The following is a 22,322-nucleotide window of genomic DNA, read 5'->3' on the forward strand; positions in this document are numbered from 1 at the left end:
TCCTTTGCATTTGCCCGCCTGCGCTTCCGACCCCGCCATCGTCGCGCGCCGGGCAGTGCTGCGCATTTGCGTATAATAATCATTCTCATTTGCAAATGTGATCGCGCGCCCGCGCCCGGAATCCGGCCATGTCCGCTGACAAGCTCCCTCTCTACCGCGAAATCGACTCCCTGTACGTCGGCCATCACGCGTGGCTGCGCGGCTGGCTGAGCCGGAAGCTCGGGTGCGCGCACCGCGCGGCCGATCTCGCGCACGACACGTTCATGCGCCTGCTCGCGCGCGACGAGCCGATCGGCGCCGGCGAGCCGCGCGCGTTCCTGACGACGGTCGCGCAGCGCGTGCTGTACAACCACTGGCGCCGCGAGCAGCTCGAGCGCGCGTATCTCGACGCGCTCGCGCAGCGTCCCGAAGCGCACGCGCCAACGCCGGAGGCGCGCGCCGTCGTGCTCGAGACGCTGCTCGAAATCGACCGGCTGCTCGACGGCCTGCCGCTCGCGGCCAAGCGCGCGTTCCTGCTGTCGCAGCTCGACGGGCTCACGCAGGCCGAGATCGCGGCCGAGCTGGACGTGTCGCTGTCGACGGTCAAGCGCTATCTCGTGAAGGCCGGCACGCAGTGCTTCTTCGCGATGGCGGCCTGACCGATGGCCGCCTCGGGAACGCCGGCGATTGCCCCGCAGGTCGCGCAGCGCGCGGTCGAGTGGTGGGTCGACCTGCAGGCCGGCAACACGGACGACGCGTTCGCGACCGACCTCGCGCGGTGGCGCGCGGCGGACGCGAGCCACGACGCCGCATGGCGCCACATCGAGGCCGTGCACGGCCGGTTGAACCGGCTGGCCGGCGGCCTCGACGCGCCGGCCGCGCGCACGGCGCTGCTGCCGCCGCGCCCGGGCCGCCGCCGCGCGGCCGTCAAGGCGCTCGCGGTGCTGCTGTTCGCGGGCGGGGCCGCGTGGATGGCCGATCCGTATCGACACTGGGGGCACTGGGCGGTCCGGCACGCCGACCTGTGCACCGCGGTCGGCGAACGGCGCACGGTGACGCTGGCCGACCGCACCGTCGTCGTGCTCGATACCGACACCGCGCTCGACGTGCGCTTCGATGCGACCGAACGGCGGCTGCGCCTGCTGCGCGGCACGATCATGGTGACGAGCGGCCACGACGACCGCCCGGTCGCGCGTGCGCTCGTCGTCGCGACCGGCGAGGGCGAACTCCGGCCGCTCGGCACGCGCTTCTCGGTGCGCCAGCGCGACGGCGCGAGCCGCATCCAGGTGTTTGCCGGCGCGGTGCGCGTGCAGCCGTACGGCGCGTCGGCCGGCGCGCGCGTGATCGCCGCGGGAGAGGGCGCCGACTTCACGCGCGACGCGATCGGCGCGAGCGCGCCGCTCGACGCGCATGCGGCCGCATGGACCGACGGGATGATCGTCGCGTCGCACATGCGGCTCGCCGACCTCGTCGCCGAGCTCGACCGCTATCGCCGCGGCAGCCTGCGCTGCGACGCGTCCGTCGCGGACCTGCGGGTGTCCGGCACGTTTCCGGTCGACGACGCCGATCGCGTGCTCGACACGCTGAAGGCGACGCTGCCGATCGACGTCGCGTATGCGACCCGCTACTGGGCGACCGTCGTGCGGGCTGGTTCGTGAGCCGCCCGGAAAAAACGCGCTGAAAAAATTTTCCGCCGACCTGAGCTGTTTTTCGATGTTCGCGTGACATGGGTGATGAAAGCAGCACTGACCCATCGCCTATCCACACCTCGATCATGCCTTCCACTCGTCGTCTTGCCCGCCGCCGACCGGCAACCCTCCGCTCCCAGCCGCCGCGCCCGCGCGCGGCCGCCATTGCCGCATCCGCCGCATCCGCCGCATCCGCCGCATCCGCTGCGCCGCGCAGCCTCGTCCGCCGGCTGGCCGGCGCCGTCCTGCTGTCGGCGCTGCTGCCGGCGCCCGCGCTGGCCGACGCCGCGCCCGCAACCGCGCAGAACGCATCGCGCCGGCCATTCGACGTGCCGGCCGGCCCGCTCGAGGCGGCGCTCAATCGCTTCGGGCGCGACGCGGGCATCCTGCTCGCGTTTCCCGCGGATCTGACGGCCGGCCTGACGAGCGGCGGCGTGCATGGCCGGTTCGACGTCGACGGCGCGCTCGACCGCCTGCTCGCGGGCACCGGGCTCGTCGCGCTGCGCCAGCCGGGCGGCGGCTATACGCTGCAGCGCGCGGGCAAGGCGGCCGCCCAGCCGGCTGCCGCCGGCGCGGAACTGCCGACGATCGCGGTGCGCAGCAGCGCGATCCGCGCGGAAAGCTATCGTCCGCCGCAGGAGGCCGGCGTGCTGCGCTCGGAGATCCCGCTGCTCGACACCGCGCAGGCCGTCGCGATCGTGCCGGCGCAGGTGCTGCGCGATCAGCGTCCGCGCAATCTCGACGATGCGCTCGCCAACGTGAGCGGGATCACGCAGGGCAACACGCTCGCGGGCACGCAGGACACGATCATGAAGCGCGGCTTCGGCGACAACCGCGACGGCTCGATCATGCACAACGGGATGCCGGTCGTGCAGGGGCGCTCGTTCAACGCCGCGGTCGACAGCGTCGAGGTGCTCAAGGGCCCGACGTCGCTGCTGTATGGCCTGATGGACCCGGGCGGCGTCGTGAACGTCGTCGGCAAGCAGCCGCAGCTCACGCGCTACAACGCGGTGTCGGTCGGCGGCGCGACCTACGGTCACGGCAAGAACGGCGGCAACGTCACGTTCGATTCGACCGGGCCCGTCGGCGACACGCGGCTCGCGTACCGGCTGATCGTCGACCAGTCGAACCAGCAGTACTGGCGCAACTTCGGCGAATACCGGCAGACCTTCGTCGCGCTGTCGCTCGCGTGGTACGGGCGCGATACGCAGGTCGTGCTGTCCTACGAATACCGCCGGTTCCATTCGCCGTTCGATCGCGGCACCGCGCTCGACCCGCGCACCAACGCGCCGCTCGACATTCCCGCGCGGCGCCGTCTCGACGAGCCGTTCAACGACATGGACGGCGAATCGCATCTCGCGCAGCTGTCGGTCGATCACCGGATCGACGCCGACTGGAATGCGCATTTCGGCTACAGCTACAACCGCGAGACCTACGATGCGAACCAGATCCGCATCACGGGCGTGAACCCGACGACGGGCACGCTGTCGCGCAGCAACGACGCGACGCACGGCTCGCTCAGCACTGACAGCTACGGAATCGCGTACGTGAACGGCAAGCTGACGCTCGCGGGGATGCGGCACGACGTGCAGCTCGGCGTCGACAGCGAATACCGCCGCATCTATCGCAAGGACATGCTGCGGCAGGCCGTGAAGACGCCGTTCAGCTACTTGGAACCCGTGTATGGCCTGCTGCCGCCGTCGAGCACGGTGTCCGCGAGCGACAGCGACCAGACCGACACGCTGCACGATGCATCGGCGTTCTTCCAGGACAGTATCCACGTGACCGACAAATGGATCGTGTCGGGCGGGATGCGCTTCATCACGTACAACCAGGTCGCGGGCCGCGGCCGGCCGTTCAAGGCGAACACCGACCTGAGCGGCTCGAAATGGCTGCCGCGCGCGGGCGTCGTCTACAAGTGGAACGACGCGTTCTCGCTGTACGGCAGCTACTCGCAGTCGCTGAAGCCGTCGTCGTCGATCGCGCCGATGGGGTCCGGCTTCGTGATCGACGGCGCGACGCCGCCGGAGGAGTCGACCGCGTGGGAGGTCGGCGGCAAGCTCGACCTGCCGGGCGGCCTGACCGGCACGCTCGCGCTGTTCAACATCGACAAGAAGAACGTGCTGGTGTCGCAGTTCAACGACGCGACGAAGCTCACCGACTGGCGCACGTCCGGCAAGGCGCGCTCGCGCGGGATCGAGCTCGACGTGTCGGGCAAGCTCGGCGAACGCTGGAACGTGATCGCGAGCTACGCGTACATCGACGCGAAGACGATCGAGGACCCGCTCTACGCGGGCAACCGGCTCTGGAACGTCGCGCGTCACACCGGATCGCTCGCGGCCGTGTACGACGTCGGCACGCTGACGGGCGGCGACGACCTGCGCATCGGCGCCGCCGCGCGCTACGTCGGCGCGCGGCCCGGCGATTCGGCGAACAGCTTCACGCTGCCGTCGTACGTGCTCGCCGACGCGTTTGCGACGTACGACACGCGCATCGGCAAGCAGAAGCTGTCGTTCCAGCTCAACGTGAAGAACCTCTTCAATCGCACGTACTACCCGTCGAGCGCGAACCGCTACTTCGTCGCGGTTGGCGATGCGCGGCAGGTGTCGCTGCTGACGACGCTGCAGTTCTGATTCCGGACGACGCATGACCGACTTGCCGCGCGGTTTGTCGCGCGGAACTGGAGAACATCGCAATGAACACGAACCTGAAGAACGAATCGGTGCGCGGGCTGTCGCGCACACGGCGCGGCGCACTGCGCGCGATTGCGAGCGGCGCGCTCGCGCTGGGGATGAGCGTCGCGGGCATTGCGCCGGCCACCGCGACTGGCGCGACCGCCGCGGCCGACACGCAGGCCGCCGTCACGCGCGTCGCGATGCTTGTGCAGCTCGGCGGGCCGAACCTGAAGGTCGACGAGCGCGTCGGCGCGCATCTGGAAACGCGCGGCTACGCGGTGCGTTTCGTCGACCAGGCCGCGACGCCCGACGCGGCGCGCGACGCCGATCTGGTGATCATCTCGTCGACCGTGTCGTCGAAGCACGTCGCGGCGGGCTGGCGCACGCTCGACAAGCCGCTCGTGACCTGGGAAAACGATCTGCTCGACGATCTCGCGATGACGGGCAAGCGTCACGACGTCGACTTCGGCGAAACCGGCAAGGAGCGTTACGTGTGGCTCGTCAACGCGCCGCATCCGATCGCAGCCGGGCTGCCGGCCGGCGCGACGAACGTGTACGGCAAGCAGGCGCCGATGAGCTGGGGCAGGCCGGGGCTCGGCGCGAGCATCATCGCGACCGTGTACGGGCAGCCGGACAAGGCCGCGATCTTCGCGTACGAGAAGGGCGCGACGATGGACTACGAAGCGCTTGCGCCGGCGCGGCGCGTGATGTTCTTCCTCGACAACGACACGTTCGTCAATCTGTCGCCGGCCGGCCTCGCGCTGTTCGACGCAGCGCTCGACTGGGCGGCGGGGCGGCGCTGACGCCGAGAGCGAATACACGCGAAGCAAGCAGGTGGATTCGATCCGCCGGGTCCATTGGGTGCGAGAATGCGGGCGTTCACCGCATCGCTTCGAGAGAATCCGAATGGACAGTCATATCGCTCCGATGGAGCTGAAGAAGGCCTACCGTCTCCTCAATCACGGCCCGACCGTGCTCGTGTCGGCGCGTCACGCCGGCACCGACAACGTGATGGCTGCCGCGTGGGCCTGCGCGCTCGATTTCATGCCGCCGAAGCTGACGGTCGTGCTCGACAAGCGCGCGAAGACCCGCGAGCTCATCGAGCGCAGCGGCATGTTCGTGATCCAGGTCCCGACCGCCGCGCAGTTGACGCTCACGCATGCGGTCGGCAGCCACAGCCTCGCCGAGCGGCCGGACAAGCTGCGTGAAGCCGGCGTGACGCTGTTCGACGTCGAAGGGCACGACCTGCCGTTCGTCGCCGGCTGCTCGGGCTGGCTCGCGTGCAGGCTGATTCCGGAGCCGCACAACCAGCAGGCCTACGACCTGTTCATCGGCGAGGTCGTCGGCGCGTGGTCCGACACGCGCGTGTTCAACGACGGCCACTGGCATTTCGAAGCGGCCGATCCGGCATTGCGCAGCCTGCACTACATCGCGGGCGGCAATTTCTATGCGATCGGCGAGGCGCTGTCGGTCGACGCGCAATGACGCAGCGGGCCGGCTGACGCCGACACCTTACTCACTTCAATTCCCGCAACTTCAACGCGACGAACGCTTCCGCGACACGCGGCAGCGTGCGTCCGCGTTTGCGGATCAGCGCGATCGGGCGCACGAACGCGGGATCGTCGATCGGTTTCGCGACGAGCGCCGGTTCGGTCAGCACTTTGCGCGCCGTCGCGGCAGGATCGTCACGCCGCACTCCGACCCCGTCATCGAGCGAAACGGCGATCGTACCGCTGCTGGCCGAATTGACGAGGACCGCCGCGGGCAGGGATAGCGACTAATATGAAAGGACCGCGGCCCGCGGTAGCGCATGCTCCGGCGTGGCGCGCCGCGACGCATGTGTCGCGGCCGTTCGCGGGCATGGGAAGGAGGGGCGGGAAATGCGAAGAATCTACGTGTTGTTGCCCAACGCGAAGAGTGCGACGCGGATCATCGACGAGTTATTGCTCAAACGAGTCGAATGGCGGCATGTCCATGTGCTGGCGGCGCCGGGCGTGAAAACCGACAACCTGCCGCCGGCTACGCTCGCGCAGCGCAGCGACCTGCTGCCGGCGCTCGGGCGCGGCACGCTGGTCGGCTGGCTGGTGGGGATGGTGGTCGGGCTCGCCGCGCTGGTGTTTCATCCGGAAGGGCTGAAGTTCGGCGCGGGCGCCGTCGTGCTGATCACGCTGCTCAGCGCCGGGTTCGGCGCGTGGACCGCGACGATGATCGGCGTCGACGTGCCGAATACGCGCCTGAAGCGCTTTGAAGGCGCGGTCGAGAAGGGCGAGCTGCTGCTGATGGTGGACGTCAAGACCGATCGCGTCGACGAAATCGAGGCGCTGATCAAGAAGCACCATCCGGAAGCGGATGTCGAAGGGCACGACCCGACGATCCCGGCGTTTCCTTGAGCCACCGGGCGGCGCGCTCGATGGCGCGCCTAATTACGCGATGACGCGGCGTGGCGGCGCGCGTGCCGACCGCGCCGCTTTTGCGCGCGCCGGCGCCTGACCGGCGCGCGATCGGCCGCCGCATGCGTGTACGCCGGCCCGAGCGACTACGGATCGCGCCCGTCGATCCGGCACGCCATCCTGATAAGCTATCGCGATTCCGGGATGGCGCCGCCGACGGCTGCGCCAACAGAAAGAACAACGACACTCCGACGGGCCCGCTTTTCAGATGACCTCGACTTTCCGCCGCGTCAGCCGATTGCTGACGATTGCCGGCTGCGGCCTGTGCGCCGCACTGCCGGCCCAAGCCGCGCATGCGGCCGACGCTACGCCCCCCGACCGCTTGCTGAAGGACTTCATCCGCGACACCTACGGCAAGTGGCGCGCCGATCGCCGGGGCTGGCAGCCCGTCGACGGCGACAACGTCTACCAGCCGTGCGCGTCGCTGCGGGTGAGCACGCCGGACGGCCCGCGCTACCTGCTCGCGATGTGCGGCGCAACCGCCGCCAGCGTGCAGAACGGCACGCCGCGCATGGATTCCCAGGGCGATGCGGGCGCGGTCGACCTGTACGTGCTCAAGCCCGTGCGGAACGGCAAGGCGCTGGCGCCGGTGATCACGAAAGCCGACATCGCGTCGGGCAACTACGGCGAGCCGGGCACGGTGAGCATCCAGCGTCTCGGGCCGCATCTGTTCGGCTTCGTGTTGAGCGACGGCGTGACGCTGCAGGGCTATTCGGTGAGCATGCGCAGCATCTGGCTGCCGCGCGGCAACGCGTTCGTGCTGGCCGCGCCGCGCATCAACGAAGCGCTCGACAATTCAGCGTCGAACGACTGCGCGAATGCGAAGGCACATTGCGAGGCGCGGCGCTTCGAGATCACGCCCGATACGAGCAGCAGCGACGAGGTCTATCCGCTGACGGTGACCGAAACCGGCTGGCGCGCAAACCGGGCGGTCCATGCGCGCTACACGGTGAAGTTCGACGGAGCCCGCGGCCGCTACGTCGTGCCGAAGGCTTTGCAGGAAGGGTATTGAGCCGGGTGTGCGCGTCACGCGAGGCGGCACGCCGTGCCGCCCGCGCGTCACACGTACAGATACCGGACGAGGTGGAAGAACACCGGCGCCGCGAAGCAGATCGAGTCGACGCGGTCGAGCATCCCGCCGTGGCCGGCGATCATCGAGCCCCAGTCCTTCGTGCCGAGCGAGCGCTTGACGGCCGACAGCACGAGCCCGCCGACGAAGCCCGCGATCACGATCGCGAGCGAGATGCCGAACGCCGCGCCGAAGCTGAACGGCGTCACGCGGTACAGCGACGCGCCGCACAGCGTCGCGAGCAGGCCGCCGCCGACGAAGCCCTCGATCGTCTTCGACGGCGACAGGCGCGGCGCGATCTTGCGGCGTCCGAACAGCTTGCCGACCACGTACTGCAGCACGTCGCTGATCTGCACGACGACGAGGAAGAAGAACAGCAGCAGCGCGTTCTGGCCGGTGTAGCGCGGAATGTCGAGGATCAGCACCGCGGGCGCATGGCTCAGCCCGTACACGCAGACCATCAGCGCCCAGTTGATCTTCGCGTTGCGGCTCAGGAATTCGCGCGTGTCCTGCGTGAGCGCGGATACGAGCGACATCGCGAAGAACAGGTGCACCGGCACGAAGATCGAGTACATCCCGTACCAGTCGATCGCGAGCAGCAGGTACTGCACCGGAATCGCGACGAAGAACGCGATGAACAGCGTCGTGTGGTCGCTCGCGGTGGTCGGCGTGAGCGTGATGAATTCGCGCAGCGTCAGGTACGACAGCAGCGCGAACACGAGGTAGGTGACGTTGTTGCCGAGGCCGATCGCGATCACCATCACCGCGATCATCGCCCACCACGCGCGGATGCGCTGGTTCAGGTTGACGATGGTCGCGCTCGCGCCGCCGCTGCGCGCGCCGAGGATCGCGCCGATCACGGTCGCGACGGCCAAGAGGGCCGTGACGCCCGCGACCAGTTCCCAGAAAAGAGTTCGCATGTCGATGTCCGGATGTGGAAGGTGGCGCCGCGTTCAGCCCGCGGGCCGGTGCGGCGCGAGCGCGACGAGCGCGTCGCGCATGCGGGCGAGGAACGACGCCTTGTCTTCCTGGTCGCCGCGCGCCTCGTTCGCGCCGAAGTGCACCTTGCAGATCAGCGGCACCGGCCAGATCGCGCCTTTCGGCATGATCCGCTGCAGGTTCTCCAGGTAGACCGGCGCGAGCGCGACGTTCGGGAACTCGCTCGCGAGATGGAACAGCCCGCTCTTGAACGGCTGCGGCAGCGCTTCGGCGCTGCGCGTGCCTTCGGGAAAAATGATGATCGAATGGCCCTGCGCGAGCGCGTCGCGCACCGGATCAAGCGGATCGCCGCCGGTCTCGCGGTGGCGGTCGATCAGCACGACGTTCAGCAGCTTCTGCGCGATGTGGCGCTTCAGGTCGCTGCTGTCCCAGTAGTCGCGCGCGGCGACCGGCCGCACGACCGCGCGCACGTCGCGCGGCAGCGCGGCGAGGATCGCGAGCGTGTCGATGTGGCTCGTATGGTTCGAGAAGTAGATTTTCTGCGTCGGCGAGGGCGGCGCCTGATGCCAGACCGGATACGCGCCGGCGACGAGGCGCACGATCGACAGCAGGAAATCGCGTTGCCACGCATGCAGGATGTTCATCGGCGACGCGCCTCCTGTTCGCATGCCTGCCGCGCCGCATCGCTGCGGCGGGCAGGTTCCCGGAATGCCGGCGCGCTGCGTGGCGCGCCGGACGGCCCATATTTGACTATTTTCAAATTCGTGAATGCCTGTCGCGGGTCCGCGATGATCGGCGGATGCCGCGATGAACGGCGTGAATGACCGCTATTGGACAGGTGCGCGAATGCGGCGGGCACGATGTGGCGCGGCATTCGGGCCAGCGGATTATCGCGAGTTTCCGCGAAAAACACCAGAATGCCGCGCCGCGGGCCGCGGCCCGCGGCCCGCGGCGTCGGGCGTCGCGCGACACCGTTCGGGATGCTTGACGCACGATGGCCGCTCGGCGACGATTATGGCCGTCCATTGATGCGACCTCTCCGCCGTCCGGGGCACGACCGGCGAAGACGTCCCGCAAGCCGTGCGAATAAAACGATGAGCCTCTACGCACTCAAACCCAAATTCCAGAACTGCCTGCGCCCGCTCGCGGATTCCCTTGCCGAACGCGGCGTCACCGCGAACCAGGTCACGCTGTTCGCCGCCGGCGGCTCGATCGTCGTCGGCGCGCTCGCCGGGCTCGGCGGGTTGGCGAAGGCGCTGTTCCTGCTGATCCCGCTGTGGCTGTTCTTGCGCATGGCGTTGAATGCGATCGACGGCATGCTCGCGCGCGAGCACGGGCAGAAGAGCACGCTCGGCGCATACCTGAACGAGCTCGGCGACATCGTGTCGGACGTCGCGCTCGTGCTGCCGTTCCTCGCGGTGCCGGCGTTCGCTCAAGCGGACGTCTGGCTGTTCGCACTGCTGGCGGTCGTCGTCGAAGGCGCGGGGCTGATCGGGCCGCTCGCCGGCGCGAGCCGCCGCTACGACGGCCCGTTCGGCAAGAGCGACCGGGCGCTCGCGCTCGGCGCGTTCGCGCTGTGGATCGGCGTCGGCCTGCCGGTCGGCGGCATCGCCGCATGGCTGTGGCGGCTCCTGATCGTGCTGTCGGTCGTGACCATGGTGCGGCGCGTGCGGGCCGGCGTCGCCGAAGCGGGCGGCTGACCCGGGCAGCGCCGGGGAGCGGCGTCGGAGGGCGGCGCCGAATTGATTCGAATAACGAAACGAGAGAAAACGCATGAGCGCACGCATCGCCCGCGAGGCGGACTTCACCACCCATGACGGCGAAACGCTGTTCTACCGTCACTGGCCCGCGATGGGCACGCGCTGCCGCGGCGCGATCGTGCTGCTGCATCGCGGGCATGAGCATTCGGCGCGCGTCGCGCACCTCGTCGACGAGCTCGACCTGCCCGAATTCGCGTTCTTCGCGTGGGACGCGCGCGGTCACGGCCGTTCGCCCGGCGCGCGCGGCTACAGCCCGAGCGCGGCCGCGTCGGTGCGCGACCTGCAGACCTTCGTCGAGCACATCCGCGACGCGCACGGCATCGCGATCGAGGACATGGCGGTGGTCGGCCAGAGCGTCGGCGCGGTGCTCGCGGCGACCTGGGCGCACGACTACGCGCCGCCGATCCGCTGCCTCGTCGTCGCGTCGCCGGCGTTCCACATCAAGCTCTACGTGCCGTTCGCGCGGCCCGGCCTGCGGCTGATGCACAAGCTGCGCGGGCTGTTCTACGTGAACAGCTACGTGAAGCCGAAATTCCTCACGCACGACCCCGAGCGCATCGCGAGCTACGCGGCCGATCCGCTGATCACGCGGCCGATCGCGGTCAACATGCTGCTCGACCTGCACGACACCGCGCAGCGGATCGTCGCGGACGCCGCGGCGATCACCGTGCCGACGCAGCTGCTGATCTCCGGTGCGGACTGGGTCGTCCATCGCGGCCCGCAGGACCGCTTCTACGAGCGCCTCGGCGCGGCGCGCAAGGAGCGCATCGTGCTGCCGGGCTTCTATCACGACACGCTCGGCGAGCGCGACCGCGCGCAGGCGCTCGCGCCGCTGCGCGCGTTCGTGCTGCGCGAATTCGATGCGCCGAGCCCGCGCGTGTCGCTCGCCGACGCCGACCGGCGCGGTGCGTTCCACGACGAATACGCGGCGCTCCAGCGGCCGCCCGCGAATCCGCTCGCGCGCGCGTACTGGGCGATCACGCGGGCAGGGCTGAAGGCGGGTGGCGCGCTGTCCGACGGCATCGCGCTCGGGCTGAAGCTCGGCTTCGATTCGGGCTCGACGCTCGACTACGTGTACCGCAATCACGCGCAGGGGCGCCTCGGCGTCGGCCGGCTGATCGACCGCACCTATCTTGATTCGCCGGGCTGGGCCGGCATCCGCCAGCGCAAGGTGCACCTGCAGGAACTGATCGGCGCGGCGATCGCGCGGCTGCGCGGCGCCAGCGCGCCGGTGCGGATCGTCGACATCGCGGCCGGGCACGGCCGCTACGTGCTCGACGCGATCGCGTCGGCAGCCGAGCGCGACGGCGCCGCGCCCGACGACATCACGCTGCGCGACTACAGCCCGCCGAACGTCGAGGCAGGGCGCGTGCTGATCGCGCAGCGCGGCCTCGAGCCGATCGCGCGCTTCGAGCGCGGCGACGCGTTCGACGAGGCGTCGCTCGCAACGCTCGAGCCGCGTCCGACGCTCGCGATCGTGTCGGGCCTCTACGAGCTGTTCGGCGAGAACGCGCTGATCGAGCGCTCGCTGCGCGGGCTCGCGCAGGCGGTGCCGCCGGGCGGCTATCTCGTCTATACGGGGCAGCCGTGGCATCCGCAGCTCGAGTTCATCGCGCGTGCGCTGAACAACCACCGCGGCGACGCGACCTGGGTGATGCGCCGCCGCTCGCAGGCCGAGATGGACGAACTCGTCGCGCGCGCCGGCTTCCGCAAGCTCGACCAGCGGATCGACGAGATGGGGATCTTCACGGTCAGTCTCGCGCAGCGGGTCGACGCGTGATGCGCGAGCTCGGCGGCGCGCGCGGCCTTTCCGCACCTGCACCGGCGGCTGCCGGCGTGCGCGACGCGTCGTTCGCGCTGCGCCTGCGCTGGCTCGCGGTGATGGGCGCGGTGTTCTTCTCGAGCTACGGCTTCGCGAACTGGCTCGCCGCGCGCCGCGCCGCGGTGCCGACCTTCGCGTTCGGCTGGGAGCATGCGATTCCGTTCGTGCCGTGGACGATCGTGCCGTACTGGTCGATCGACCTGCTGTACGCGCTGTCGTTTTTCTTCTGGACCCGCCGCGACGACCTGCTCGATCACGTGAAGCGCTTGCTGACCGTGCAACTGATCTCGGTCGCGTGCTTCATCGCGTGGCCGCTGCGCTTCGGCTTCGAGCGGCCCGACGCGGGCGGCGTGGCCGGTGCGCTCTTCACGCTGTTGATGGGTTTCGACAAGCCGTTCAACCAGGCGCCGTCGCTGCATATCGGCCTGCTCGTCGTGCTGTGGGCCGTCTACGCAGCACACCTGCGCGGCACGCTGGCGCGCGCCGCGCTGCATCTGTGGTTCGCGGCGATCGGCGTGTCGGTACTGACGACCTACCAGCATCACGTGATCGACGTGCCGACCGGCGCGGCGGTCGGCTGTCTCGCGCTGTTCCTGTTCCCGCTGCGCGACGCGGCGGGCCGGCGGCCGGGCGCGGACGCGGCGCTTTCCACGGCACCCTCGGCGGCGAGCCGCGCGCTGGCGCGCCGCTATGCGCTCGGCGCGGGCGCCGTCGCGCTGCTCGCGCTCGCCTGCATCGCGCGCGCGGCCGGCTGGGCGCTGGCGGCGGGGTGGGTCGCGCTGGCGCTCGCGTGCGTCGCATGGATCTATTGGCGCGGCGCGCCGGGCGCGTTCCAGAAGGACGCCGGCGGCCGCTTCCCGCCGTTCATGCAAGGGCTGCTCGCGCCGACGATCGCCGGCGCGTTCGTCAACTCGCGCGCGTGGACGTTCCGGCGGTCCGCGCCCGCGCGGCTCGACGAGCGCGTGTCGATCGGCCGCACGCCGACCACGCGCGAGCTGCGGCGGCACGGCTTTACCGGCGTCGTCGACCTGACCGCCGAGATGCCGCGCTGGGCCGCGACGGACGCGTCGTGCGCGTATGCGACGGTGCCGCAGCTCGATCTCGTCGCGCCGACGGCGCGGCAATTGCAGCAGGCCGTTGCCGCGCTGGAGCGCCTGCACGGCGAGGGGCGCGACGTGCTCGTCTGCTGTGCGCTCGGCTATGGGCGCAGCGTGCTGTGCGCGGCCGCGTGGATCGCGATGCGGCGCGGGCTGCGCGATGCGCGCGACGCGCTGGCCGCGGTGCGGGCGGTCCGGCCGCGCGCGGTGTGGTCGGATGAAGCGGTGGACGTGCTGCAGGACTGGATCGACCGCCGAGCGGCGGAGAAGGAGGGCGCATGATGCGTGACCGGTCCGCGCCGTACCGGATCGCCGCGGCTCGCGGTGCGCTCGATGCGGGCGCGTGGGCGGTCGCCGTTGCACTCGTGGCGGCGGGCGCGGGATGGTGGGTCGCGTCGGGCTGGAGCGCCGCGCCGTTCGCGCAGGCGCTGCTCGCGACCGTCAGCACCGCGTCGGGCGTCGCGGCGCTGTGGTTCGCGGTGCGGATCGCGGTCGACCGCAGGCTGTTCGCGGCGCTGGCCGATGCAGCGTCGGCGGCGGCGCCGGAGCCCGCCGGCGGCGATGCGCTGGCCGCGCTCGACCGCGCGCTCGCCGATCTCGGCTGGATCGACGCGACGAAGGCGGGCCGCACGCTCGATGCGCGGGTGCGCGGCGCGATCGGCCTGTGCCGGACCGGCGTATGGATCGCGGTCGTCCAGTGGCTCGTCGTCGGGGCCGCGATCGCGGCGTCGGGGATCTGGCGCGTGCTGGCCTGACGGGCGCCGCCACGCAGTCAGCCCGTCACGCCGTTACATCATTGCGCTGCGCGCGATGCGGCCGCGACCGCTTGACCTCGTACATCGCCTGATCGGCGACATAGGCCATCACGCTGCCGAGGTCGAGGCCGAGCCGGGCGATTTCGGTCTGCGCGGCGATGATGCGCAGCAGGGTTTCCGGGGGCGGGTTGGCGATGTCTGAGGATTGATGCAAGTTTGTCTTTCCACGAAGAAAACGCGGCGGGCGGCTGCGGAATGCGGTAGCATACGCGCCGCCTACGCGGAGGCGCGCGGCCTGCAACGGGTTCGCCGCCGACGTCTCGCTTGCCCGACCAGGGCTCGCACACGATTTTCCGCGCCGGCAGCGTCCGGCATTGTGCCGTTCGGCGACTTCAGCAGCAACGACGCAATTCATACCTCATATGCACGGCGCGCAGCATTTCTGACCGGAATCGGGGCTTTCATGCAGTGCATGTTCGAACTGGGGTAATTTTTAATCTATTTTTGAGATAGTGTGACGAATCGGAGCTGCGCGGGTGCCGGTGCCAGGCATGCGCGCAGCGGCGCGGGGGCGCCGCCGTGGTCAGCCACGCCGTTTCGATCACCACAACCAGGACCTGGATTCAAGGGGAAGCATTGGGGATGTGCATTCGCCTGCCCGGCTGCGCCGCGTGCGTCGCTTTCGACACTGTCGACCATCACATGAAGCGGGGCCGCGCATGAAGCCGGCCACATCGCTGTTCGTCTCGATCGCGGCCGCGGCCGGCACGTTCTACGCGGCTTGCCTGCCGGCCGCCACGCCGACGGCGCCCGGCACGGCCGGGGCCATTCCGGCGCCGGTTTCGGCGCCGGTCGCAGCCCAGGCGGCGGCTCCGACGGCCCCGGCGAGCGCGCCGTCCGCCGTCCGGGGCGCGACCACCGTGCGCCTGCCGTTCTCGACGCTCGGCGCGTTCGATCCGCTGCGCCTGCGCGGCGCCGACGACGCGCGCACGATCAGCGCCGGCGTGCGGCTCGACCGCGTGGTGACCGCCGCGCGGCTGCGCCTGACGTACGCGTATTCGCCGTCGCTGGTGTTCCCGCTGTCGCACCTGAAGGTGTCGATCAACGGCGAGGTGGTCGCCACCGTGCCGTTCGATGCGCCGCGCGCGGGCCGCACGGTCACGCAGGAAATCCCGATCGACTCGCGCTATTTCTCCGACTTCAACCAGATCGGGCTGCGGCTGATCGCGCACTACTCGCTCGATCACTGCGAAGACCCCGCGAACTCGGCGCTGTGGGCCGACGTGAGTCCGACCAGCGAGCTGATCCTCGACGAGACGCCGGTGCGCCTGCCGAACGATCTCGCGCTGCTGCCCGCGCCGTTCTTCGACCGCCGCGACAACGGGCGGGTGCGCCTGCCGTTCGTGCTGCCCGCGTCGCCCGACACCGCGACGCTGCGCAGCGCGGGCGTGCTCGCGTCGTGGTTCGGCGCGCTCGCGGACTACCGCCACGCGCGCTTCCCGGTGTCGTCCGCGCTGCCGGCGAACGACCACGCGGTGCTGATCGGCCCGGTCGCCGCACTGCCGCCGGGCCTCGCGCTGCCGTCCGTCAACGGCCCGACGCTCGCGGTCGTCGACAATCCCGCCGCGCCGGAGCGCAAGGTGCTGGTCGTCACGGGCCGCACGGCGGCGGAAGTCGACGACGCGGCCGCGACGCTGGTGCTCGGCCGCGCGGCGCTGTCGGGGCCGTCGGCGACGGTCGCGCACGTCGACGCCGGCGCGCCGCGCAAGCCGTACGACGCGCCGCGCTGGCTGCCGGTCGACCGGCCGATCGCGTTCCGCGAACTGGTGGCGGACCCGCGCGAGCTGGAAGTGCGCGGCACGTCGCCGGACGCGATCCGGCTGAACCTGCGGGTGCCGGCCGACCTGCATTCGTGGAACGGCGCGGGCGTGCCGATCACGCTGCGCTACCGCTACACGGCGCCGACCGTGCAGGACAATTCGACGCTCGCGGTCGAGATCAACGACCAGCTCGTGAAGTCGTACCGGCTCGGGCCGTCCCACGCCGAGGACGCGCGCGGCCGCATGCAGCTGCCGTTGCTGTCGGTGCCGGAAGGGCGCGTGACGAGCGACGTCGACATTCCGGCGTTCCGCGTCGGCAGCGGCAACCAGCTGCAGTTCCGCTTCACGCTCGATTCGCAGAAGACGGGCCTGTGCTCGAGCACCGCGACCGAGCCGCAGCGCGCGGCGATCGATCCGGATTCGACGATCGATTTCTCGCACTTCGTCCATTACGCGCAGTTGCCGAACCTCGCGTACTTCGCGAACAGCGGCTTCCCGTTCACGCGCTTCGCGGACCTGTCGCAGACCGCGGTCGTGCTCGCTGATCGGCCGTCGCCGCAGGAGCTCGAGGCGTACCTGACGATGCTCGGCCACATGGGCGAGTGGACCGGCTACCCGGCGCTGCGCGTGCAGGTCGCGCGCCCGGGCGACATGGCTGCGTTGCGCGACAAGGACCTGCTGGTGATCGACGGCGCGCCGTCGTTCCCGCTGCTCGAGCGCTGGCGCGCGGCGCTGCCGCTGTCACTCGGCGAGCAGGGCGGCGCGGGCGGCGCGCGGGTCGCGTTCACGGTCAAGGAGCGCTGGCGCAACGGCGTCGGCATGGCCGAGGGCGGCGCGCACATCGAGCAGACCGGCTCGCTCGCGGCGCTCGTCGGCTTCGAGCTGCCGGACAGCCGCGGCCGCAGCGTCGTCGCGCTGACGGCGACCGACCAGCCGCAGCTCGGCACGCTGCTCGACGTGTTCGAGAATGCCGGGCTCGTGTCGCAGCTGCAGGGCGATCTCGCGGTGGTGCGGCCGGGCACGGTCGACAGCATGCGCGTGGGCGACCCTTACGTGGTCGGCTTCGTGCCGTGGTATGCGCGGCTCTGGACGCATGCGGCGCGGCATCCGGTCGTGCTCGGCGCGGTCGGCGTCGTCGCGGGCCTGCTGCTCGCGCTCGGCGCGTTCAGCGTGCTGCAAAGGATTGCCGCGCGGCGACGGGGGATGTGACGGATGGCGCAGGCAACGGCAAGGCGGCGGGCGAGCCGGACGGCGTGGCGCGCCGGCGCGGCGCTGGCGCTGGCGGTTTCGACGGCCGGCATGGCCGCGAGCGCGCCGGCCGCGGGCAAGGAGGCAGCCGGCGCGGCCGATGGCGCATGCGCGGCCGCGTGGCCGCGCTGGGAAGCGTTCAAGCGTGATTTCGTGTCGGCCGACGGCCGCGTGATCGACGTCGGCTCGGACGATGCGCGCACGGTGTCGGAAGGGCAGGGATACGGGCTGTTCTTCGCGCTGGTCGCGAACGACCGGCCCGCGTTCGACAGGATGCTCGCGTGGACCGAGAACAACCTCGCGCAGGGCGACCTGAGCGCGCACCTGCCCGCGTGGCTGTGGGGGCACGCGGCCGACGGCGCGTGGCGCGTGCTCGACGCGAACGCCGCGTCGGACGCCGATCTGTGGATCGCCTATGCGCTCGTCGAGGCGGGCCGCCTGTGGCGTGAGCGCAGCTACACCGCGCGCGGCGCGCTGCTCGCGAAGCGCGTGCTCGACGACGAAACGGCCGCCGTGCCGGGGCTCGGGCTCACGCTGCTGCCGGGGCCGGCCGGCTTTCGGCTCGCGAACGACCTGTGGCGGGTCAACCCGAGCTATTCGCCGCCGCAGGTGATCCGCGGCCTCGGCGCACGGCTGCCGGACGACCGCCGCTGGGCCGCGCTCGCGGCCAGCACGGGGCGGGTGCTGCTCGACACCGCGCCGAAGGGCTTCGCGCCGGACTGGGCGCTGTTCCGCACGGGCTCGGGCTTCGCGCCCGATCCGGCCACGCACGCGCAGAGCGCGTACAACGCGATCCGCGTGTATCTGTGGGCCGGCATGCTCGATTCGGCCGATCCGCTCGCCGCGCCGCTGCTCGCGCGCTTCGCGCCGTTCGCCGAGCACATCGCCGCGCACGGCGCGCCGCCGGAGAAGGTCGACACGACGACCGGCGCCGCCGGGCCGAACGACGGCAACGGCGGCTTCTCGGCGGCGGCGGTCCCGTTCCTGGACGCGCGCGGCCAGCATGCGCTCGCGGACGCGCAGGCGGCACGCGTCGACACGCTCGCGCGACGCTCGCCGCCGGGCTACTACACGAGCGTGCTGACGCTGTTCGGCCTCGGCTGGCGCGACGCGCGCTACCGTTTCGCCGCGGACGGCACGCTGGACGTGCGCTGGGGGGATCGCCGATGCGCCGCCCGCTGAAGCGCGCCGCGCCGCACGTGGCCGGGCTCGCGTGGCTCGCGTCGTCGGTCTGCGCGGCGGTGGCCGCGCCTGCGCCGGCCGCGTCGGACACCGCCGACGCGCGGCGGCTGCTGGCGACCGCGCGCATGTGGGGCGTCAAGCACCGCGACGATCTCGCGCGCGACGCGATCCGCAAGGGGCTGCTGATCGCGCCCGGCGATCCGGCGCTGCTCGCCGAGCAGGTGCGCGTGCTGCTGCGCCTGGGCGATGCGCGGGGCGCGCAGGCGGCGCTGGCGCGCCTGAAGGCGCAGGCGGGCGGCGCGTCCGCGACGCGGCGCGCCGACGACGAATACCGGGCCGCGACGAGCGGGCGCGAGGAGATGGCGCAGATCCGCCTGCTCGCGCGCAGCGGCCGCGCGGACGAGGCCGCCCGGCGGATCGTCGCGCTGTTCCCGAACGGCGCGCCGTCGGGCGCGCTCGGCGCCGAGTACTACCAGATCGTCGCGAACGGGCCGGGCGGCCGGGACGCGGCGATCGCGGCGCTGCGCCGCGCGGTCGCGGCCGATCCGGACGACGTCGACGCGGCGCTCGGGCTCGCGAAACTGCTGAACCAGCGCGGCGAGACGCGCGCGGAAGCGAACCGGCTCGCGTGGGCGCTCGTGCGGCGCACCGACGCCGATCATGCGGAAGCGATGGCGGTGTGGCGGCGCGTGCTGCAGTCGGCCGATGCGGACCCGGCCTACCTCGACGCGATGCGCGCGTACCTCGCGCTCGTGCCGGACGACACCGAATTCCGCGACAAGGTCGCGGGGCTGGAGCGGCAGCGCGACGCGCAGCTGCGCCTCGAACGCGACCCGAACTACATCGCGCAGCAGCGCGGCCTGCAGGCGCTCGCGCGCGGCGATCTCGCCGTGGCCGAGCCGCTGCTGACGCAGGCCGTGCGCGTGCGGGCCGGCGACGCGGACGCGGTCGGCGGGCTCGGGCTGCTGCGCCTGCGGCAGGGCCGGCACGACGACGCGCGCGCGCTGTTCGCGCGCGCCGCGGCGCTCGCGCCCGACCAGCGCGGCAAATGGGACAGCCTCGCGCGGACCGCGCGCTTCTGGGGCACGCTCGCGCAGGGCCGCGCGGCCGCGGCGGCGGGCCGGCCGCAGGATGCGGAACGCGCGGCGCGCGCCGCGCTCGCGATGCAGCCGGACAGCCCGGACGCGACGCTGCAGCTCGCCGACGCGCTGCTCGCGCAGCGCGACTGGGCGCGCGCGGAGCCGTTGCTGCGCGGTTTGCTGGCGGCGCGCGCGCCGAGCGCGTCGGCGGTGCGCAGCACGGCCACGCTGTACGAGAACACCGGCCGCGCGGATCAGGTCGGCCCGCTGCTCGACGCGCTGCAAGGCCGGGTCGCGGGCCGCGACGACCGGCGCGCGCTCGACGGCCTGCGCGCCGACCTGCTCGCGCAGCAGGCGCGCGCGCTCGCGGACAAGGGCGCGCGCGGGCCGGCCGCGCAGCGCTACGAAGCGGCGGTGCGCGCGGCGCCCGACGCGCCGTGGACCCGCTTCGCGCTCGCGCGCCTGTATCGCGACATGGGGCTGCCGCAGCTCGGCCGCACCGTGATGGACGAAGGGCTCGCGCAATCCGATGAGCCGGAGATGCATTACGCGACGGCGCTGTACCGCAATTCGATCGACGACGTCGCGGGCGCGCAGGCCGCGCTCGCGCCCGTTGGCGACGCGCGGCGCTCGGACGGCATGCGCGCGCTCGCCCGCAAGCTGGACGCGGAAAGCGCGCTCGGCGACGCGCGCGGCGCGCTGGTGCGCGGCGACAGGGCGGCGTGCGCGGCGGCGCTCGCGCACGCGCAGGCGTTCGCGCCGGACGATCCCGACATGCTGGCCGCCATCGGCGCGCAATGGATCGACGCGGGCGAGCCCGAACGCGGCCTCGCGCCGTTGCGCGACTGGATCGCCGCGCATCCGCGCGACGCCGACGTGCGGCTGCGCTACGGCGACCTGCTCGGCGGCGCGGGCCGCGACGGCGAACTGGCCGCGTGGCTCGACGCGATCCGCCGCGAGCCGTCGCTGACGGCCGCGCAGACCGCGCGCCTCGAAGACCAGTCGCTGCGGCTGATCTTGCGCCGAGCCGACGACGCGATCGCGCAACAGGACTACGCCGCGGCGCGCCGGCTGCTCGACCGCGCGAGCCCGGCGGCCAAGGCGGACCCGCGCTACGCGCTCGAAGCGGCCGACCTCGAGCGCGCGCAGGGCCGTTACGACGCGGCGCGCGTCGCGCTCGCGCCGGTCGTCGCGCGCACGCCGGACGACGCCGATGCGCAGCTCGCGCTCGCGCGGATCGACGAGGACAGCGGCGACCGCGCCGGCGCGCTGGCGCGCGTGCAGGCGGTGCTCGCGCGCGCCAGCGCCGACGACGTCGACACGCAGCTGTCGGCGGTGCGCCGCCTCACCGCGCTGCGCCGCGCGGACGACGCGGCGGACGTCACCGGCCGGCTGCAGGCGGCCTATCCGGCGCGCGCGGACGTGACGGTCGCGGCGGGGCGGGTGGCCGAGGCGCAGGGGCGCTACGACGACGCGGCGTCGCTGTACCGGCTGTCGCAGTCGCAGGAGCGCGCGAGCGGCGTGAGCCCGCGCCGCGACGGCCGCACGCCCGCGCAGGCCGCGTTTGCCGATCTGGAGCAGCGCCGTGACCCCGAACTCGAGATCGGCTGGCTGCCCGCGTACAAGTCGGGCGACCAGGGCGTGTCCGCGTACCGCGCGCAGCAGGTGCCGATCTACGTGCAGATGCCGGTCCGCTACGACGGGCACGCGTTCCTGCAGGTCGACACCGTGCATCTCGACGCCGGCACGCTCGATACGAGCAATCCGGATGCGTATGCGGTCAAGACGTTCGGCCTGCACCCGGCGCTGAGCTCGCCGGGCGCGAATCCGCCCGGCTCGCTGCATCAGTCGGCGACGGGCGTCGCGCTTGGCGCGGGCTACCGGTCGGATGCGTGGCGCTTCGACGTCGGCACGTCGCCGCTCGGCTTCCCGGTGCACTACGTGGTCGGCGGCGTGCGCTACCGGTTCGACGCCGGGCCCGCGAGCTTCACGATGAACGCGTCGCGGCGGCCGCAGACGAGCAGCGTGCTGTCGTATGCGGGCATGCGCGACCCGTGGACCGGCGCGGTGTGGGGCGGCGTGCGCCGCGACGGCGTGGACTTGCGCGCGGCGCTCGACGTCGGCCGCGCGAACCTGTTCGCGGAATTCGGCGCGGGCGTGCTGACCGGCCGCAACATCGAGCGCAACACGGGGGTCACGCTGCGCACCGGCTTCACGATGCCCGTGTACGAGCGCGCGACGATGCGCGTGAGCACCGGCCTCGTCGGCAGCGCGTGGCATTACGCGCAGAACCTGCGCTACTACACGTACGGCCAGGGCGGCTACTACAGCCCGCAGCGCTACCTGTCGCTCGGCGTGCCGGTCGAGTGGGAAGGGCGGCGGGACGCGCTGTCGTGGGACCTGACCGTGACGGGCGGGATCTCGAACAGCTACGAGCGCGATTCGCCGTATTTCCCGATCGGCGTGCCGAACGTCGCCGGCCTGCGGCCCGCGGCGGATTACGCCGGGCAGGCATACGGCGGCAGCTCGACGCGCGGCGTGTCGTTCTCGTACGGCGTGAACGGCCTCGTCGAGTACCGGATGAATCCGCACCTGAGCGTCGGCGCGCAGTTGAAGATCGACCGTTCGCACGACTACGCGCCGAGTTCGGCGATGGTGTACCTGCGCTACGCGTTCGACGCGCGCGCGCCGCGCACCGGCCTCGTCACGCCGACGCCGGTGCGGCTCTATTCGGATTTCTAGCGTGAAAAGGATGCATT

The 22,322-nt window shown here is 71.8% G+C and carries 17 protein-coding genes and 1 pseudogene; 14 read left to right on the top strand and 4 right to left on the bottom strand.

Annotated features, from left to right (window positions below; all coding sequences use genetic code 11):
• Positions 1 to 128: 128 nt before the first annotated feature.
• The 5 genes from KY49_RS05575 (at position 129) to KY49_RS05595 (ending at position 5,827) form a co-directional block, all read left to right on the top strand.
• Entirely contained in the window at positions 129 to 638 is a 510-nt protein-coding gene (locus KY49_RS05575; RefSeq protein ID WP_042583700.1) for a sigma-70 family RNA polymerase sigma factor, read from the top strand.
• A gap of 3 nt (positions 639 to 641) precedes the next feature.
• A complete protein-coding gene (locus KY49_RS05580) occupies positions 642 to 1,637 on the top strand; it encodes a FecR domain-containing protein (protein ID WP_042583701.1) in 996 nt (331 codons plus the stop codon).
• Between the two features lie 116 nt (positions 1,638 to 1,753).
• Positions 1,754 to 4,300: a TonB-dependent siderophore receptor gene (locus tag KY49_RS05585; protein WP_442854605.1), complete on the top strand. Its 2,547-nt coding sequence runs from the start codon at positions 1,754 to 1,756 to the stop codon at positions 4,298 to 4,300.
• Positions 4,301 to 4,362: 62 nt separating this feature from the next.
• A complete protein-coding gene (locus tag KY49_RS05590) occupies positions 4,363 to 5,145 on the top strand; it encodes a hypothetical protein (RefSeq protein ID WP_042583703.1) in 783 nt (260 codons plus the stop codon).
• Positions 5,146 to 5,248: 103 nt separating this feature from the next.
• Positions 5,249 to 5,827, top strand: a complete 579-nt coding sequence (locus KY49_RS05595) for a flavin reductase family protein (protein WP_042583704.1) — start codon at positions 5,249 to 5,251, stop codon at positions 5,825 to 5,827.
• A gap of 31 nt (positions 5,828 to 5,858) precedes the next feature.
• On the opposite strand, the pseudogene KY49_RS05600 reads toward KY49_RS05595, so the two are convergent.
• Positions 5,859 to 6,037 (bottom strand): annotated as a pseudogene (locus KY49_RS05600) (LysR substrate-binding domain-containing protein); the annotation flags it as partial.
• Positions 6,038 to 6,222: 185 nt separating this feature from the next.
• Here KY49_RS05600 and KY49_RS05605 point away from each other — a divergent pair.
• Both KY49_RS05605 and KY49_RS05610 read left to right on the top strand, forming a co-directional pair.
• Positions 6,223 to 6,732 (top strand): membrane protein, encoded by a 510-nt coding sequence (locus KY49_RS05605; protein WP_010100391.1) that lies wholly within the window; start codon positions 6,223 to 6,225, stop codon positions 6,730 to 6,732.
• Between the two features lie 268 nt (positions 6,733 to 7,000).
• A complete protein-coding gene (locus KY49_RS05610; protein WP_042583706.1) occupies positions 7,001 to 7,804 on the top strand; it encodes a hypothetical protein in 804 nt (267 codons plus the stop codon).
• 47 nt (positions 7,805 to 7,851) lie between these two features.
• Here KY49_RS05610 and KY49_RS05615 read toward each other — a convergent pair whose 3' ends face one another.
• Positions 7,852 to 8,781: a phosphatidate cytidylyltransferase gene (locus KY49_RS05615; protein WP_042583707.1), complete on the bottom strand. Its 930-nt coding sequence runs from the start codon at positions 8,779 to 8,781 to the stop codon at positions 7,852 to 7,854.
• A 33-nt stretch (positions 8,782 to 8,814) separates the two neighbouring features.
• Positions 8,815 to 9,444: a lysophospholipid acyltransferase family protein gene (locus KY49_RS05620; protein WP_042583708.1), complete on the bottom strand. Its 630-nt coding sequence runs from the start codon at positions 9,442 to 9,444 to the stop codon at positions 8,815 to 8,817.
• A gap of 450 nt (positions 9,445 to 9,894) precedes the next feature.
• Between KY49_RS05620 and KY49_RS05625 the strand changes: the two genes are divergently transcribed.
• The 4 genes from KY49_RS05625 (at position 9,895) to KY49_RS05640 (ending at position 14,234) form a co-directional block, all read left to right on the top strand.
• Positions 9,895 to 10,500, top strand: coding sequence for a CDP-alcohol phosphatidyltransferase family protein (locus KY49_RS05625; protein ID WP_042583709.1), 606 nt, complete (start codon positions 9,895 to 9,897; stop codon positions 10,498 to 10,500).
• Between the two features lie 73 nt (positions 10,501 to 10,573).
• Positions 10,574 to 12,340: a bifunctional alpha/beta hydrolase/class I SAM-dependent methyltransferase gene (locus KY49_RS05630; RefSeq protein WP_042583710.1), complete on the top strand. Its 1,767-nt coding sequence runs from the start codon at positions 10,574 to 10,576 to the stop codon at positions 12,338 to 12,340.
• Entirely contained in the window at positions 12,340 to 13,761 is a 1,422-nt protein-coding gene (locus KY49_RS05635) for a phosphatase PAP2/dual specificity phosphatase family protein (RefSeq protein ID WP_042583711.1), read from the top strand. Before KY49_RS05630 ends, KY49_RS05635 begins: the two co-directional genes overlap by 1 nt.
• A complete protein-coding gene (locus tag KY49_RS05640) occupies positions 13,761 to 14,234 on the top strand; it encodes a hypothetical protein (protein ID WP_042584578.1) in 474 nt (157 codons plus the stop codon). Before KY49_RS05635 ends, KY49_RS05640 begins: the two co-directional genes overlap by 1 nt.
• A 25-nt stretch (positions 14,235 to 14,259) precedes the next feature.
• Here KY49_RS05640 and KY49_RS38430 read toward each other — a convergent pair whose 3' ends face one another.
• A complete protein-coding gene (locus tag KY49_RS38430; protein WP_231636343.1) occupies positions 14,260 to 14,649 on the bottom strand; it encodes a hypothetical protein in 390 nt (129 codons plus the stop codon).
• Positions 14,650 to 14,953: 304 nt separating this feature from the next.
• Between KY49_RS38430 and bcsB the strand changes: the two genes are divergently transcribed.
• The 3 genes from bcsB to KY49_RS05660 are packed head-to-tail and all read left to right on the top strand — an operon-like array spanning position 14,954 to position 22,305.
• Positions 14,954 to 17,263, top strand: coding sequence for a cellulose biosynthesis cyclic di-GMP-binding regulatory protein BcsB (bcsB, locus tag KY49_RS05650; protein WP_042583713.1), 2,310 nt, complete (start codon positions 14,954 to 14,956; stop codon positions 17,261 to 17,263).
• A gap of 3 nt (positions 17,264 to 17,266) precedes the next feature.
• Complete coding sequence (gene bcsZ / locus KY49_RS05655; protein WP_042583714.1) at positions 17,267 to 18,484, top strand: cellulose synthase complex periplasmic endoglucanase BcsZ; 1,218 nt, start codon at positions 17,267 to 17,269, stop codon at positions 18,482 to 18,484.
• Entirely contained in the window at positions 18,469 to 22,305 is a 3,837-nt protein-coding gene (locus KY49_RS05660) for a cellulose synthase subunit BcsC-related outer membrane protein (RefSeq protein ID WP_042583715.1), read from the top strand. The genes bcsZ and KY49_RS05660 overlap by 16 nt, the downstream gene beginning before the upstream one ends.
• The last annotated feature ends 17 nt before the right edge of the window (positions 22,306 to 22,322 follow it).

It is taken from the genome of Burkholderia sp. MSHR3999, assembly GCF_000833595.1.
GTDB lineage: Bacteria > Pseudomonadota > Gammaproteobacteria > Burkholderiales > Burkholderiaceae > Burkholderia > Burkholderia ubonensis.

What these genes read in the sequence shown, in the direction of transcription:
- KY49_RS05615 (WP_042583707.1), bottom strand. Translation starts at nt 8,781, where the DNA reads ATGCGAACTCTTTTCTGGGAACTGGTCGCGGGCGTCACGGCCCTCTTG.
- KY49_RS05660 (WP_042583715.1), top strand. Translation starts at nt 18,469, where the DNA reads ATGCGCCGCCCGCTGAAGCGCGCCGCGCCGCACGTGGCCGGGCTCGCG.
- KY49_RS05585 (WP_442854605.1), top strand. Translation starts at nt 1,754, where the DNA reads ATGCCTTCCACTCGTCGTCTTGCCCGCCGCCGACCGGCAACCCTCCGC.
- KY49_RS05630 (WP_042583710.1), top strand. Translation starts at nt 10,574, where the DNA reads ATGAGCGCACGCATCGCCCGCGAGGCGGACTTCACCACCCATGACGGC.
- KY49_RS05610 (WP_042583706.1), top strand. Translation starts at nt 7,001, where the DNA reads ATGACCTCGACTTTCCGCCGCGTCAGCCGATTGCTGACGATTGCCGGC.
- KY49_RS05580 (WP_042583701.1), top strand. Translation starts at nt 642, where the DNA reads ATGGCCGCCTCGGGAACGCCGGCGATTGCCCCGCAGGTCGCGCAGCGC.
- KY49_RS05595 (WP_042583704.1), top strand. Translation starts at nt 5,249, where the DNA reads ATGGACAGTCATATCGCTCCGATGGAGCTGAAGAAGGCCTACCGTCTC.
- KY49_RS05625 (WP_042583709.1), top strand. Translation starts at nt 9,895, where the DNA reads ATGAGCCTCTACGCACTCAAACCCAAATTCCAGAACTGCCTGCGCCCG.
- KY49_RS05640 (WP_042584578.1), top strand. Translation starts at nt 13,761, where the DNA reads ATGCGTGACCGGTCCGCGCCGTACCGGATCGCCGCGGCTCGCGGTGCG.
- KY49_RS05605 (WP_010100391.1), top strand. Translation starts at nt 6,223, where the DNA reads ATGCGAAGAATCTACGTGTTGTTGCCCAACGCGAAGAGTGCGACGCGG.
- bcsZ (WP_042583714.1), top strand. Translation starts at nt 17,267, where the DNA reads ATGGCGCAGGCAACGGCAAGGCGGCGGGCGAGCCGGACGGCGTGGCGC.
- KY49_RS05635 (WP_042583711.1), top strand. Translation starts at nt 12,340, where the DNA reads ATGCGCGAGCTCGGCGGCGCGCGCGGCCTTTCCGCACCTGCACCGGCG.
- KY49_RS38430 (WP_231636343.1), bottom strand. Translation starts at nt 14,649, where the DNA reads ATGAATTGCGTCGTTGCTGCTGAAGTCGCCGAACGGCACAATGCCGGA.
- KY49_RS05590 (WP_042583703.1), top strand. Translation starts at nt 4,363, where the DNA reads ATGAACACGAACCTGAAGAACGAATCGGTGCGCGGGCTGTCGCGCACA.
- bcsB (WP_042583713.1), top strand. Translation starts at nt 14,954, where the DNA reads ATGAAGCCGGCCACATCGCTGTTCGTCTCGATCGCGGCCGCGGCCGGC.
- KY49_RS05620 (WP_042583708.1), bottom strand. Translation starts at nt 9,444, where the DNA reads ATGAACATCCTGCATGCGTGGCAACGCGATTTCCTGCTGTCGATCGTG.
- KY49_RS05575 (WP_042583700.1), top strand. Translation starts at nt 129, where the DNA reads ATGTCCGCTGACAAGCTCCCTCTCTACCGCGAAATCGACTCCCTGTAC.